Raw genomic sequence first — 13,930 nt, 5'->3', positions numbered from 1 at the left:
ATGCGCAACACCGCGATGAACATGGTCCACAAGCTCGCCGCGCGCGACGAGCGTGTGCTTTACATCGGCTCCGATCCCGGCGCCGGCACGCTGCGTGCGATGAGCAAGGAGTTTCCCAAGCGCCATCTGATCGAGGGCATTTCGGAAGCGCACATCATCGGCATGTCGGCCGGCCTCGCGATGGAAGGCTTCGTGCCTTACGTCAATACCATCGCGACCTTCCTCACCCGCCGCTGCTACGAGCAGGTGGCCGTCGATCTCTGTTTGCACAATCTGCCGGTGCGGCTGATCGCCAATGGCGGCGGGCTCGTCTACGCGCCGCTCGGCCCCACCCACCAGGCGATCGAGGACATCGCCATCATGAGGGCGCTGCCGAACATGACGGTGGTCTGCCCATGCGACGCCGACGAGGCCGCGCGCATGATGGACAAGACGCTCGACTGGACCGGACCGATCTACATCCGGCTCGGCAAGGGCGGTGATGCCATCGTCTCGAAGGCCGAGCACGGCTTCGAGATCGGCAAGGCCATCCTGATGCGCCCGCCGGGCGACGTCCTCATGGTGACCACCGGCATCATGCTCCAGCGCGCCATCGCCGCAGCCGACCTGCTGGCCGCGCAAGGCATTCGCGCCGGCATCCTGCACATGCATACGGTGAAGCCGCTCGACACCGAAGCGCTGCTGCAAGCGATCCGCGGCATCAAGCTCGTGGCAACGCTGGAGGAGCACGTGCCCTCCGGAGGCCTCGGCAGTGCGGTTGCGGAGACGCTGATCGACAAGCTCGGCTCCGGCCTGCCCGCGATGCTGCGGCTGTCGCTGCCGGACCGCTTCATGCACAATTACGGCTCGCAGGACTCGCTGCTGAAGAAGCACGGCCTCGCGCCCAACGCCATTGCGACCTCGATCGAGCACGCGCTCGCGGCGTCGCGCACCTCCGCTCCTCAACTCCATTCCACCTGACGGGTCACATGTACGACGTTCGATATTCCTATCTGCTCGAGCAATTCTCCGACCCCGCCCCGATCCTGGCCGAGATCGGCCGGCTGGTCGCGACCGGTGACTTCACCCTTGGCAAGCCCGTCGCCGAATTCGAGAAGCGCTTTGCCGAACTGATCGGCGTGCGTCACGCCATCGGCGTCGGATCAGGCACCGACGCACTCAAGCTGCCGCTCAAGGCGCTCGGCATCGGCCATGGCGACGAGGTCATCACCGCCGCCAACACCTTCATCGCCACCGTCGGCGCGATCGCGGAAACCGGCGCCACCCCGGTGCTGGTCGACTGCGACGATTCCTTCTGCATGAACGTCGACCAGGTCGAAGCCGCCATCACCAAGAAGACCAAGGCGATCATGCCGGTTCAATTGACCGGCGAGGTCACCGACATGGGCAAGCTGATGGCCATCGCGCAGCGCCATAACCTTCCCGTCGTCGAGGACGCCTGCCAGGGCATCCTGTCGGAGTTCGCCGGCAAGCGTTCCGGCACCCACGGCATCGCCGCCGGCTTCTCCCTGCATCCGCTCAAGAACCTCAACGTCTGGGGCGATGCCGGCGTCGTCGTCACCAATGACGACGGCATGAACGAGAAGCTCCGCCTGATCCGCAACCACGGCATGAAGAACCGCGACGAGATCGCGATCCTCGGCTGCAATTCGCGGCTCGATTCCCTGCAGGCCGTCGTCGGCAACTGGCTGATCGGCCAGACCAGCGAGATCACGCGGCGCCGGATCGAGAACGCGGCCTATTACGACGCGGGCCTTGCCGGCCTGCCCGGCCTGCGCGTTCCGCCGCGCCGGCCCAACGTGAAGCACGTCTACCATCTCTACATGGTGTTCGCCGAACGCCGCGACGAGCTCTACCAATACTGCCTGGACAACGGCATCGAGGCCAAGATCCACTATCCGATCCCGCTGTATCAGCAGGAAGGCCTCAAGCATCTCGGCTACGCGCCCGGCACCTTCCCGGTCACCGATCGCCACGCCAAGGAAGTCATCAGCTTCCCCGTCGACCAGCATCTGACGCGCGCACAGCAGGACCGCGTCATCGAGACCGTCAGGAAGTTCTGCCATGGACGCTGACACCGGCCGCCGGCGCATCGGTTACGTCAATCTTCCCGCCCAGTTCGAGGAAGAGCGCACCGAGATCATGCAGGCGGTGGAAGGCGTATTCCAGCGCGGCGATTTCATCGGCGGGGCGGCGGTCGGAAAGCTCGAGGAGGAATTGTCCGCCTATCTCGGCTCGCCCCATGTCGTGACGCTGAATTCCGGCACCGACGCGCTGATCCTCGCCTTGCGGGCGCTCGACATCGGTCCCGGCGACGAGGTGATCACCCCGCCGAATTCGTTCGTGGCCTCGACCGCCGCGATCATCGCGGTCGGCGCCACGCCTGTCTTTGCGGACGTGCTGCCGGACCAGAACATCGATCCGGCCGCGGTCGAGGCGGCCGTCACGCCGCGCACCAAGGCGATCATGCCGGTACACCTGACCGGGCGCATGGCCGACATGACCCCGCTGATGGCGATCGCGGACAAGCACGCGCTCGCCGTGATCGAGGACAGCGCCCAGGCGGTCGGCTCGACCTATGACGGGCGGATGAGCGGCACCATCGGCACGTTCGGTTGCTTCTCCGCCCACCCCTTGAAGAATCTCAACGCCGCGGGCGATGCCGGCTTCCTCGTCACTGCCGACGCCGAGCTCGCCGCAAGAATCCGCCGGCTGCGCAATCACGGCCTCATCAACCGCAGTGACGTCCAGGAGTGGGGCATCGTATCACGGCTCGACACGCTGCAGGCCGAGGTGCTGCGCATTCGCCTGCGTCACCTGCCCTCCGTGATCGAGCGTCGGCGGCGCAACGCCGCGCAATACCGCGCCGAGCTCGCAGGGCTTCCTCTGTTCATTCCGCCCTGCCGCAACATCGAGTTCAACACCTTCCACACCTTCGTGGTGCAGACCGACCGCCGCAACGACTTCCAGAAATATCTGGCCGACAAGGGCATCGAGACCGCGATCCATTATCCGGTCCCGATCCATTTGCAGCCGGCGGCGGCGCATCTGGGTCAAGGCCGCGGCGCGTTCCCGGTGACCGAGCGGCAGGCAGACCAGATCCTCACGCTTCCCATCAACCAGTTCCTGTCGGCCGCCGATATCAGCTATATCTGCGCGACCGCCCGGGAGTATTTTGCATGACGGATACGGACTTCCTTCAGGCCGATGAGCAGGCGCTGGCGCAGCGCTTCATCGACAACGGCTTCGTCACCACGCCTGCCGACGATCGTGCAGGCCTCGACCGCATCCAGCGGCGCGCCGCCGAGCTGGCGGCCGATTATCTCAAGCTGCCGCACAGCAACGATCCCTATGCGATGCTGGACAGCATCCACACCCGGGTGAGCGTGGACGATCTCAACGGCCTGCGGCTGCACGTCTTCAACGGCCTCAACGCCGAGCCGTGGTTCCGGCCGACTTATTTCCGCCTGGCGCGTTCGACGATCGAGACCATCGTCGGCAACGAGCTCTGCATGCAGCGCCGCGTCAATCTCAGCATCCAGATGCCCGGCGACGATTCCTCGCTGCTCGCCACCCATTCCGATGTCTGGTCGGGCGACTCGCCGTTCGAGGTCGTGGTGTGGGTGCCGCTGGTGGACGTCCACCACACCAAGGCGATGTATCTGCTGCCGCCGTCGCTGAACGGCGATATGCAGGACCGGATGGCAAGCCTGCGCAGCGCCGAGGAGCTGTACAAGACGATCAAGCCGCACGCGACCTTCATCGAGATCCCCTACGGTCACGTGATGCTGTTCAACCAGACCCTGATGCACGGCAATCGTGTCAACGAGGAGCCCGGCACGCGCTGGAGCATGAACTGCCGCTTCAAGAGCATCATGTCGCCCTACGCGGATAAGCGCTTCGGCGAGTTCTTCGAACCGATCCTGCTGCGCCCGGCGACGCGGGTCGGCATGCAATACAAGCTCCCAGGGGGCTTCCATGGCTGAGCGAGCCGGCCATCGCGGCTATATCGGCGCGCGGCCGCTGAACGGCAGCCGCACCCCGCAGCACGTCCAGAACATCGTGATCCGCGACTACGCGCGGCGCAAGAACCTGCAATTTCTGCTCAGTGCCGTCGAGCACATCATGCCCGGCAGCTACATGGTGCTCGAGGACATCCTGGACGAGTTGCCTCGCCTGAATGGCCTGATCCTCTACAGCATCTTCATGCTGCCGCCCGACGAGGCACGGCGACGGGAGATCTACGACCGCGTGCTGCGCGAGGGCTGCGACCTCCACGCCGCCGTCGAGGAGATCACGCTGTCGTCGCAGAAGGACATCCAGGCCGTCGAGGACATCCTGCTGGTCAATAAATACGCCACCATCCTGTGACGATGCCGCGGACCGGTTGGGCCCCATGAGCGAGATCAACCTGCTCCAACCGATGCACGCATCGACCAGGCGGAACTACGTTCAGCGCGTGGTCGAGCACGACAAGGCGGAATCCGCCACCGTCGCGCGGCAATGGGGGCAGGACTACTGGGACGGCGACCGGCGCTACGGCTATGGCGGCTATCGTTATGACGGACGCTGGCGCCCGCTCGCCCAGACCCTGATCGATCGCTACGGCATCAAGCCCGGCATGAGCGTGCTCGACGTCGGCTGCGGCAAGGGCTACCTGCTCTACGAGTTCAGCCAGCTTGTCCCCGACCTCAGGATCGCCGGCATCGACATCTCCGACTACGGCATCGCCAACGCCAAGGAGGAGGTGCGGCCGCTGCTGAAGGTCGGCAGCGCCGTCGAGCTCCCCTACCCCGATCACAGCTTCGACCTCGTGGTGTCGCTCGGCGTGCTGCACAACCTTCCGCTCGAGGACGTGTTCCGCGCGGTGTCGGAGATCGAGCGCGTCGGGCGCGGCACCTCGAAATATCTGATGGTGGAATCGTTCCGCAACGAGCGCGAGAAGGCGAATCTCCTCTACTGGCAGCTCACCTGCCTGAGCTTCCACGGCCCGGAAACCTGGGCGTGGATCTACGACAAATGCGGCTATCGGGGCGACCATGGGTTCATCTTCTTCGAATGAAGCCGGCCTGCGCCGGCCGACGTCGCTACGCGCGCAAAATCCGGAAGTGTATTATTCGGACGACGCCATCGTCACGGCGGATGACGCCACGATCGCGGAGCTGAAACGCATCGCCGCCGGCAACCCGCGTCTGCGCAGCCGGCTGTGCACGCACCCCGATCCCGCGTCCAGCCTGCACGAGATGCTGATCGTGCATCATCGCGAGGCCTATGTCCGGCCCCACAAGCATTTTGGCAAACCTGAATCGTTTCACGTGATCGAGGGCACTGCGCAGGTCGTGATCTTCGAGGATGATGGCCGCATTCGCGACGTCCTCGAGATGGCGCCCTACGGCCAGGGCAAGCGCTGCTATTACCGGATGCCCGAAAAGGTCTTCCACTCGATCCTGATCACCTCGGAATGGCTGGTGTTCCACGAAACCACCGCCGGCCCGTTCGATCCCTCACGCACGGCATTTCCCGACTGGGCCCCGGATGGCGGCGACGCTGCCGAGGTCCACGACTACGTCACGCGGATTGGTGCGCTCGCCGTGGAGCATCTGGCGAGACGGTAAATTTCGACCCCTATCGCTGCTCGACGATCCCGCCGTGAATGATCGAGGACGAAACCAGACGATGAAGCCGCCTGCAAAAGCACTGGTTACCCTGGTCAAGTTCGCGGTGTCGATCGGGATCCTGGTATTGCTCTTGCGCAGCCAGGACTTGTCGTCCCTGAAAGCCGATCTTCTCGCCGTCAACTTGAACATGCTGGCGCTTGCTGTGTTGCTGCTGTTCGCCCAGACCTTCATTCTCTGCCACCGCTGGATCCTGATCCTCCGCGCCATGAGCGTGCCCCTGAGATGGCTGGCCGGCTGGCGCATTCTGATCATCAGCACCTTTTTCAATCAGGTGCTACCCGCGGGCGGTGACGCGGTCCGGATCTGGATGCTGCGGCGGAATGGCGTGCAATGGTCGCAGACGATCGGCAGCATCGTGGCCGATCGCTTCCTGGCGCTGCTGGCGCTCGGTCTCATCGTCCTGGCGGGAATGCCGTTCCTGCTGCCTCGCGTCCACGACAACTCACTCCTTTTCGCGATCGTGACCGTTCTGGCGGCTGCATGCCTCGGCGCAATCGCCCTGGCGACGCTGGACCGGTGGCCGCCACGCTTGATCGCGGCCGTGCCGGCCAGGATCGTGCAATTCGCGATGCTGGTCAGGGCTCCGTTGCTGGCGGCCGGAGGGCGGGCAATGTTGATCGTATCAGCCATTGTCGTCCACCTGATCACCGTTGCGACCTGCTATGTCCTCGCGATCGGACTGGAGGCGCCCCTCACCGCACTTGACGCCTTCGTGCTGGTCCCGCTCGTCATCCTGTCTTCCGCGGTCCCCATCTCGATCGGAGGCTGGGGCGTGCGCGAAGGCGCGATGGTCGCTGCGCTTGGCCTCGCCGGGATCGCATCCGACAAGGCGCTCGCGATATCGGTCCTGCTGGGTCTTGGCGGCCTGATCGTCGGGCTGTTCGGCGGGCTGGTATGGCTGATCGCGCCCGAGCGCACCGGCTTCAGCCCTGAGGAGGCGCGGGCCATCGCCGAACGAACCGATGCAGCGCCGGTCTAGCATGGGCAACGCCGGACAAGACCATGCGATGACATCTGCCGAGGTGCGTTTTCGTACCATCGTCGAGACATGGTCGTGGCGCGCGCTCATTTTCGCGCCGGCCGCTCTTTCCATCTGGTGCCTGAACCGCGACGGCACTTATCGAACGCTGCTATTTGACGGTGGCTGGACAACGCGATTTTACGTCCTCGCCTGGATCGTCCTGACGCCGTATCTCGGCTGGTTCATCATGGCGACCGGCCGCCTGACATTCTCGCTCATCAGGCACGAACCCACTCAGCGCGTCGACGAGTTCTTTGTCGGCGCGGCCACGCTCATCTTGACGGGATTTGGACTCGGCGCTCTTTCCATCCTGTACCCACAAATCGTTCTCGGATTTGCGATCGCGGTGCTGCTGTGGGACAGCCGCAGCTTTCGGAAGCCGCAGAAACCCGCGGTGACCTTGCCGCTGATCGCAACATCGCTGCTGGGTCTTTGGCTTCTGGCGACGGTGTTCCTCGACCGCGCCATCATACCCGATGTCATTTCGACCGACGTTCAACAGCTCTACGCCCCGTATCTGGCGGAGGTCGCGAGAAATCACAGCATCTGGCTTGCGGCCGACAATCCCATCTTCTCCGACTTCGAGATCGGTCACGGAAACGGGCTGCACCTGTTGCTGGCGACGTTCCTGCCGCCCCACGTCGCCCAGATCATTTCGTTTCTCTATTTCGTCGGGATCGGCGCTGTCATTTTCGAACTCGCCCGCCTCGTTCTTCCATTCAAGGCTTTCGGACGCCGGTGCGAAGAAGCTGCGATCCCGATCGCACTCGGCCTGGCAATTCTCGGGCTTGCTTGGCCGAGGACGGTGCCGACCGTTACACCCGGCCTCCACATCATGGAGTTTGGAAAGTACCACCTTCAGACAGCGGCATTCTTCGTCTATTTCCTGCTGGTCGTCATCCGCTCTTCCCAAAGTCGAGACAGGCTCGCCGCCGGCATTTGCGCCTTTGCCGTCGCGGCTTCCTATCCGCTCTACGCCGCGTTCGTCTTTTTGATTTCGGCGTTGGGAGTGCTCACCAAGGCGCTTCAGCGCGACCTGTCCGGCGTCATGACCGGCGTGCTGCTCGGGGTCGGAGCGATCGCCGGGTGCATATTGGCCTTCTCCGTCAATTATCTCTACCTCGGAATCCCGGCCACCAACCCGTATTCGCTGTTCCGGGGCGCCGCATCGGTCGAGCGTTTCTCACAATTCGGAAGCCTCGATATTCTCGACTATTTCGTGCTGGCGCAGTCGCTGGAGGTCAGCGACTTCCTCAGCAAGGCGGGGTTGTTCGCCTTCTTCAAGCAGGTCAGGTCCGTTCTCCTCGTTGCCATTGCTCTCGCGGCGGCAACTTGCACCGTGGCTTACATCGACTCGAAGCTGTTTCCGGATCGCTCCGGCGCCTCGAAGTCGCGAATGTCGTTCAATGCTGCGGGGCTCTTGATCATCATCGCCTACGTAGCCAGCGTCCGGCTTCTGGATATGACGCTGAATATTCCGAGCCTGATCAGGCTATCCGTTCATGTCACCGCGCTATTCCCGCTGGCGACCGTGGCCATCGCCTGTTGGGCACTGGTTGTCGTGCGGCGGTTGGCCTCAACCTGGTCCCCCGGGCGCTACGCGCCTCATGTGGCCCTTCTGGCGCTCCTGATCTCCTGCGCCTGGACAACCCTTTCCTATCCCTGGCAGAGCTTCAGGGACGACGGGACCCTCGCCTTTGTGACCGGGCGGCCCCTTCGCCAGTTGCCCCGTGTCAGCCTGGACTGGCAGCGCTGTGACGAACTGCAGCAATCGACGGGGTCTGAGCGCATTTTGCCTCTCAACGGCTATCGCGCGTTGGTGCCATGCTATTTCTCGCCGCTCCTCACGCGAGGCAAGGTCATTCATACCTATCAGAGCGATGTCGCGCGCGATTTCAAGAAGGTCGCGCTGGGGACTGCCGATACGGCGCAAGCCACGCTTCGCGCGTTGGGGGTGAATCTCTTCTACGTCCAGAGGGAGAATTGCGATTTTTGGCTGAATGGGTTCTCAGACCTCTTCCAGAAAGAAGAACTGGCGAGACGTTTTGCGGTTCGCGCCGAGACTCCGCATTACTGGCTATTGACGTGGCGGGCTGGTGATCAGCCATTGACTCCGGAAACGGCAGCGGCAATCTCGACGCTGAGGACGAGATCGAAGGATATTTATCGAATGGCTTACGGTGTCGAGCCCTTTGAGGTGGTGAGGCACCAGTTGCCACCAGACGGCAAGCCAAGAGACCTCGCGATTCTCGATCAGTTGTCCAAATGCCGCTGAGGGTTGCTGATTTGACGGCGGAAAGCGATCCTCCGCGGAGACATCTACATGCATTCCGGTAAACGCAGGTCTTGGGGAGGCTGGCGAACAAGCGCGCGCGCCGGCTTGATGACGGCTCCATTCCTCATCGCGGCCTTAGGCCTGCTGATCAAGGTTCCTCCCGAGGTCCAGTTCTTCAGCGGCGGCCCCTTGGTCGCCTGGAACAGCTTGTGTCTCGCTGTCCTCGCTCCCTACGTGGCTATTGCGTTTGTCGGAATGGGGGCCCTGCTCGTTCACCGGCTCGACGAAGGCAACGACCTCGACGCCGCCGATTTGCTCGTGCTGCAGTTCTTCGGCGGCGCTGCTCTGTGCGTCTTGATTGGCGTTTGCCTCGGTGCGGCGGGATTGCTCTTCCCGTGGATCACCATCCCATTCTTGACGGGCATCATCGCCTGGCACCTTGCGCGTCCATCCCGTGGCCGTTGGATGCCATCTACGGCTGCGGAGTGGCTGCTGGTTGGACTAATCGGTTTGTCGGCCGTCGTGCTTCTGCTGGTGAAGGGCGTCGTGCTCGACGCGACGCGCGGTGATATCCCGCAACTTTATCTTCCGCTCCTCGCTGACCTGCAGAACCGCCACACCCTCTGGCTCGACCCCGAACAGCCAAAGCTGTTCTGGTTCTTGCTCGGCCGCGGCCACGGGGCCGACATGTTGCTCGTGAGCTTCGGTGGTCCGACGGCTCATCAAATCCTCTCGGTCGTCTACTTGCTGTCCATCGCGGCTCTGGTCCATCGCATGGCGGTGCGGCTGACAACCGGCTGGATATTGCCGGGATGCGCGGCCCTGATCGCAATGTGGTCGAGCTTCATCGGATTGGAGACGGGGCGCTTTCACTATGAGACCGGCGCCTTCCTCCTGTTCGTCTGTTGGGCAGGGCCGCTCTATGCCACCACCAAGGCCCGCGTGATCTTCCGCGCCTTGGTGCCAACCGTGATGTCGATCGCCATCATGGTCCCCCAGGCGGCGATCATCGCCACGGCCTTCTTGATGGCGGGAGCGGGCGCCGGCTGGTTCGCTCATGGCCCGCGCGGCATCGTGCGGCCACTCGGAGTGGCCGCAATCGGTCTTGGCACAGCGGCTCTCAGCCTTCTGGTCAACCAGATCTATCTCGGCATCGCCGAGGTCAATCCGATCGGCGTGTTCATGCCGCTCATCAACGTGGAGCGCTTTCGTCAAATCTCGAGCCTGGAGCTCATGGTCTACGTAAACAACGCGCAGGGCATCAAATATGCAGGATTCTCGATGCGCGACATCGTGGCTGCTTTCGGCCGCCTGCGGGAGGTGCTCTGGAGCCTATTCTTTGGCACGAACTTCTGGACATATCCGGCTTTCATTGTCGCGTGCGCAGCCTTGCTCAGAGTACGGCGCCCCCAAGGAAATGGCCCATTCGTCGTAGGTCTCGCTCTCTGCCTGCTCGCTGTCATCAGCCTGATCACACTCACCTCACATGGAAGTCTGGAGCGCATGCTGGCCTTCCGATCGGTCGCGACTCCGCTCATTGCCATTTCAATCATCGTGCCGCTCGCCGATCTCTTTCGGCGGCGTCAGTTGCAACTTCGCCTCGTCTCTCTGCCTTCTGCGATGGTGACGATCGGTTTGGCGGCCCTTGTCGCGACTGTGGTTGCGAGGTCGCAGGGCGAGATAACGCGCGTGCGCATGCAGGGCGCCTTGGCGTTTGTCACCGGTCGCATCGGCCTGGTTGGCACCTCCCCGTCCTTTGACGACCTCGATCCACGCCGCTGTCGGGAGGTTTCAAGTCACGTCCCTGCTGACTGGCACATCCTCCCCGTCAATTCCGCTTTGCGTTTTCTGCCGACCTGCGCCGAGTCCCCTCTCCTGCCATCTGGCCGGGTCGTGGATACCTTGCATCCGGTGTTTCTGCCCGATTATGGAGACGTCCTGCTTGGGCCCGCCCCAATCAGCATTGCCGCGCTACGCCGCCACAATGTGAATGCCTTTTACATAGAGGGCGACCGGCTGGATTTCTGGGCGCATGGGCAAAGCCCGCTTTTTGATTCAGACAGCATGCCGCGCAATCTGGACGTCCTCCACGTCGGAGCTGATTACATCTTGCTGACTTGGAAGGGCCTGGGAGCGCCAATCAGCGACGAACAGGTTGCAGCAATCACCGCGCTACGGAACCGCAGCCGCGTGACCGGTCCAGGCAAAGACTATTGGGATGGTATCGCAACGCTTGCGGCGTGGCGGTCGCGGCAAGACTCTACCGAAAAGTGAGCGGCCGCGCGCTTCCGCCTCCACCGCGGCGCGGAAAAGAGTCTTCGCGCGAAGCCGGACCCCATCCTGAATGGTCACCGCAAAATCCTGCCGAATCGGCTCTGTTTTTCGCGAGTCCGACGATCGGATAAGATGCCGGCGGACAGCGTGGGGGATCTCAACTTATCAATTGAGGTGCACGCTGTGGCCCTATATAGCCGTACAATGGCTGCCAGCCGCGGGCCGTAATGGCTCGGAACGCCGATTCCAGACCTGCTCCTGCAAAGAGTTAAAGCCGTGACCGACCATTGCCGCCTTTGCCATTCGACCAACCTGCGTCCGGTCATCGACCTCGGACTGATGCCGATTGCGCATCGGCTTCGGCATAGCCGAAACGAGCAGGACGAACGCTTTCCGTTCGAGGTGATGGCCTGCGCCGAATGCGGCCTCCCCCAGATCGTCAAGCCGATCGATCCAGATATTCTGTACCGGCAGTTCAACTACAATTTCAGCAGCTGGAAGCCGGAGCCGCATCAGGCAGACGAGCTCGACACCATCGCGAAATTCTCCAAGCACCAGTCCGTGTTCGAGATCGGATGCAACGACGGGCTGTTCATGGACAAGCTGCGCGAGCGCGGCACCAAGGTCATGGTCGGCGTCGAGCCCAATCCGGTGTCGGGCAAGATCGCCCGCGAGCGCGGCATCAAGGTCTATGCCGACATGCTCAGCCCGGCGATGGCCCACGATGCTGTCGCTCAGTCCGGCAAGTTCGACCTCGTCATATCGCGCCAGGTGCTGGAGCACATCGTCGATTTCGAGAACTTCTTCGACTGCGTCAAGATCGCGCTCAGCGACGACGGTTTGCTGTTCATCGACGTGCCTGATTTCGCCCCGGGGTCAGCGGAGGGAGACCTCTCCGTCCTCTGGGAGGAGCACGTCAGCTATTTCACCGAACCGACCCTGCTCGCGCTGCTGGCGCGCCACGGCTTCGAGGCGGTGTCCGTGAAGAAATACAATTTCAGCGGCGGAAGCCTCGCGATCGCAGCCCGCCGTGCCAAGGGCGCCGTGACGGCGCCGCCCGCGCCGTCCGGCGTTGGCGAGAAATTCGGTCAGCGTGCGAGAGAGTATGGCGCGCGTCTCCGCCCGATTCTCGAAAAAGCCCGCGCCAACGGCGCCGAGATCGCCATCTACGGTGCCGGCTGCCGCGCCTGCACTTTCACCAACGCCCACGAGCTTGCGAATCTCGTCGACCTCTCGGTCGACGACCAGAAGGAGCGCCAGGGGCTGTTCCTGCCCGGCACCGGCATTCCGATCCGTTCGCCCGAGGATCTCACCGCCAAGTCGGGTCCGCTCGTCTGTCTTCTCGCCGTGAACGAGGAGAACGAGGCCAAGGTCAGCAGCCGGCTGCGCGAGAGCGTGAAGCGTCCGCTCGAGATCGTTGCGATCTTCGCGCCGAACGACATCTGGAGCGAGCTCGATCGTCTCGAGGCGGCGCTAAGGTCGCGGCATGGCTGAGGACAAGCTCTTCAACTATTACGAACGTCAGGATGTTCTGCCGACGTTCGGGAATTTCAAATCGTCCACCGAGCTCGGGGCCTACGCCAGCCAGCGGCGCGAGCTGTTCTCGGACAAGCTGGTGCTGCCGCCGCGGCTGTTCCGCGATGCCGATGTGCTCGAATTCGGTCCCGATTCCGGCGAGAATGCACTGGTGTTTGCCGGTTGGGGCGCGAACATGACGCTCGCCGAGCCGAACCGGCATGCACACCCGAAAATCCAGGCCTACTTTGCACATTTCGGCCTGACCCAACGTCTCCGCGAGCTCGGACTGGCCGACGTCGAGGGCTTCCGCAGCGAGCGCCGCTTCGACATCATCGATGCCGAGGGCTTCATCTACACGGTGCAGCCGAGCGAAAAATGGCTCGGCATCTTCCATCGGCTGCTCAATCCGGACGGTTATGCCGTCGTGTCCTATTACGAGCGCTATGGCGGCTTCTTCGAGCTCGCGCTCAAGGCGATCCATGCGGCCGGCAAGGCATTGGGCGGTCGCGCTCCGCTCGACACGGCAAAGATGCTGTTCGAGGCGAAGTGGGACAGCATTCCGCACACCCGCAGCTTCGAATCCTGGCTGATGGACGTGCTGGAAAATCCTTTCGTCCGGCATCGCTACTTCCTCGACGCGGCCACCTTGTGCGCGGCGGCGCATCAACAGGGGTTCGACGTCCATTCGGCGTGGCCCGCCTACCGCGACAGCCTCGACATCTACTGGCACAAGAAAGTCCTGTCCGGCGACGAGAAGCTGCATCGCGCCAGACGCCATCTCGACCGCAGCCGGCTGAGCTTCCTCGGCGGACGAAAGCTCTATCTGGTCGGCAAGGCCGATGCCGTGCAGGCGATCTCGGCCTCGATCGAGGCGCTGGTGCTCGACGTCGATGGCATGATCGACGATCCCTTCGGCGAGAGCCTGCCGCGCGTGGTCGCGGGCCTTGCGTCGCTGCGCGAGACGATCCGGACCACCGACATTCTGGCCGACGATGCCGCCGACATCGACGCCATCATTGCGACGCTCGACAGCTTCCATCGCATCTTTGGCGCAATCGGGCGACGGGATGCGTCTGCGGTCGCCGCCCTCACCCAGTCGGATGCGGCCTTCATCAACATTTGGGGACAGCCGGCGCATTTCCTCGTGATCCGGAAGCGCTAAGG

At 63.2% G+C, this 13,930-nt stretch carries 12 protein-coding genes; all 12 read left to right on the top strand.

Features of this window, described 5'->3' with window-relative positions:
• The 12 genes from GDN70_RS16395 to GDN70_RS16340 all read left to right on the top strand — a co-directional run bounded on the left by GDN70_RS16395 (window position 1) and on the right by GDN70_RS16340 (window position 13,928).
• Window positions 1-960, top strand: coding sequence for a transketolase family protein (locus GDN70_RS16395; protein ID WP_028141024.1), 960 nt, complete (start codon window positions 1-3; stop codon window positions 958-960).
• An 8-nt stretch (window positions 961-968) separates the two neighbouring features.
• Window positions 969-2,075, top strand: a complete 1,107-nt coding sequence (locus GDN70_RS16390; protein ID WP_028141025.1) for a DegT/DnrJ/EryC1/StrS aminotransferase family protein — start codon at window positions 969-971, stop codon at window positions 2,073-2,075.
• A complete protein-coding gene (locus GDN70_RS16385; protein WP_095426219.1) occupies window positions 2,065-3,183 on the top strand; it encodes a DegT/DnrJ/EryC1/StrS aminotransferase family protein in 1,119 nt (372 codons plus the stop codon). The genes GDN70_RS16390 and GDN70_RS16385 overlap by 11 nt, the downstream gene beginning before the upstream one ends.
• On the top strand, window positions 3,180-3,986 hold the full coding sequence (locus tag GDN70_RS16380; protein ID WP_018322239.1) for a sporadic carbohydrate cluster 2OG-Fe(II) oxygenase: 807 nt from the start codon (window positions 3,180-3,182) through the stop codon (window positions 3,984-3,986). Before GDN70_RS16385 ends, GDN70_RS16380 begins: the two co-directional genes overlap by 4 nt.
• The gene (locus tag GDN70_RS16375) at window positions 3,979-4,371 is read left to right on the top strand and encodes an LIC12192 family sporadic carbohydrate cluster protein (RefSeq protein WP_018322238.1); all 393 of its coding nucleotides are present in this window, start codon (window positions 3,979-3,981) and stop codon (window positions 4,369-4,371) included. The genes GDN70_RS16380 and GDN70_RS16375 overlap by 8 nt, the downstream gene beginning before the upstream one ends.
• A gap of 25 nt (window positions 4,372-4,396) precedes the next feature.
• On the top strand, window positions 4,397-5,062 hold the full coding sequence (locus GDN70_RS16370; RefSeq protein WP_028141029.1) for a class I SAM-dependent methyltransferase: 666 nt from the start codon (window positions 4,397-4,399) through the stop codon (window positions 5,060-5,062).
• Window positions 5,040-5,615, top strand: coding sequence for a WbuC family cupin fold metalloprotein (locus GDN70_RS16365; protein ID WP_049801999.1), 576 nt, complete (start codon window positions 5,040-5,042; stop codon window positions 5,613-5,615). The genes GDN70_RS16370 and GDN70_RS16365 overlap by 23 nt, the downstream gene beginning before the upstream one ends.
• A gap of 61 nt (window positions 5,616-5,676) precedes the next feature.
• Window positions 5,677-6,657, top strand: a complete 981-nt coding sequence (locus GDN70_RS16360; protein WP_028141031.1) for a lysylphosphatidylglycerol synthase transmembrane domain-containing protein — start codon at window positions 5,677-5,679, stop codon at window positions 6,655-6,657.
• A gap of 28 nt (window positions 6,658-6,685) precedes the next feature.
• Entirely contained in the window at window positions 6,686-8,974 is a 2,289-nt protein-coding gene (locus tag GDN70_RS16355) for a hypothetical protein (protein WP_152102787.1), read from the top strand.
• A gap of 48 nt (window positions 8,975-9,022) precedes the next feature.
• Window positions 9,023-11,248 carry a hypothetical protein gene (locus GDN70_RS16350; RefSeq protein WP_152102786.1) on the top strand — a complete coding sequence of 742 codons (2,226 nt, stop codon included), beginning with the start codon at window positions 9,023-9,025 and terminating at the stop codon, window positions 11,246-11,248.
• Window positions 11,249-11,524: 276 nt separating this feature from the next.
• The gene (locus GDN70_RS16345) at window positions 11,525-12,742 is read left to right on the top strand and encodes a class I SAM-dependent methyltransferase (protein WP_028141034.1); all 1,218 of its coding nucleotides are present in this window, start codon (window positions 11,525-11,527) and stop codon (window positions 12,740-12,742) included.
• Window positions 12,735-13,928 (top strand): class I SAM-dependent methyltransferase, encoded by a 1,194-nt coding sequence (locus GDN70_RS16340; RefSeq protein WP_028141035.1) that lies wholly within the window; start codon window positions 12,735-12,737, stop codon window positions 13,926-13,928. The genes GDN70_RS16345 and GDN70_RS16340 overlap by 8 nt, the downstream gene beginning before the upstream one ends.
• Window positions 13,929-13,930: the final 2 nt, after the last annotated feature.

Origin of the sequence: Bradyrhizobium sp. TM102 (assembly GCF_009176685.1) — a bacterium.
GTDB lineage: Bacteria > Pseudomonadota > Alphaproteobacteria > Rhizobiales > Xanthobacteraceae > Bradyrhizobium > Bradyrhizobium ottawaense.
The sequence above is the reverse complement of the archived record's forward strand: the minus strand, read 5'-3'. Positions and strand labels throughout refer to the sequence as shown.

Coding starts and splice junctions, on each gene's coding strand:
- GDN70_RS16395 (WP_028141024.1), top strand. CDS start 1: ATGCGCAACACCGCGATGAACATGGTCCACAAGCTCGCCGCGCGCGAC.
- GDN70_RS16390 (WP_028141025.1), top strand. CDS start 969: ATGTACGACGTTCGATATTCCTATCTGCTCGAGCAATTCTCCGACCCC.
- GDN70_RS16385 (WP_095426219.1), top strand. CDS start 2,065: ATGGACGCTGACACCGGCCGCCGGCGCATCGGTTACGTCAATCTTCCC.
- GDN70_RS16380 (WP_018322239.1), top strand. CDS start 3,180: ATGACGGATACGGACTTCCTTCAGGCCGATGAGCAGGCGCTGGCGCAG.
- GDN70_RS16375 (WP_018322238.1), top strand. CDS start 3,979: ATGGCTGAGCGAGCCGGCCATCGCGGCTATATCGGCGCGCGGCCGCTG.
- GDN70_RS16370 (WP_028141029.1), top strand. CDS start 4,397: ATGAGCGAGATCAACCTGCTCCAACCGATGCACGCATCGACCAGGCGG.
- GDN70_RS16365 (WP_049801999.1), top strand. CDS start 5,040: ATGGGTTCATCTTCTTCGAATGAAGCCGGCCTGCGCCGGCCGACGTCG.
- GDN70_RS16360 (WP_028141031.1), top strand. CDS start 5,677: ATGAAGCCGCCTGCAAAAGCACTGGTTACCCTGGTCAAGTTCGCGGTG.
- GDN70_RS16355 (WP_152102787.1), top strand. CDS start 6,686: ATGACATCTGCCGAGGTGCGTTTTCGTACCATCGTCGAGACATGGTCG.
- GDN70_RS16350 (WP_152102786.1), top strand. CDS start 9,023: ATGCATTCCGGTAAACGCAGGTCTTGGGGAGGCTGGCGAACAAGCGCG.
- GDN70_RS16340 (WP_028141035.1), top strand. CDS start 12,735: ATGGCTGAGGACAAGCTCTTCAACTATTACGAACGTCAGGATGTTCTG.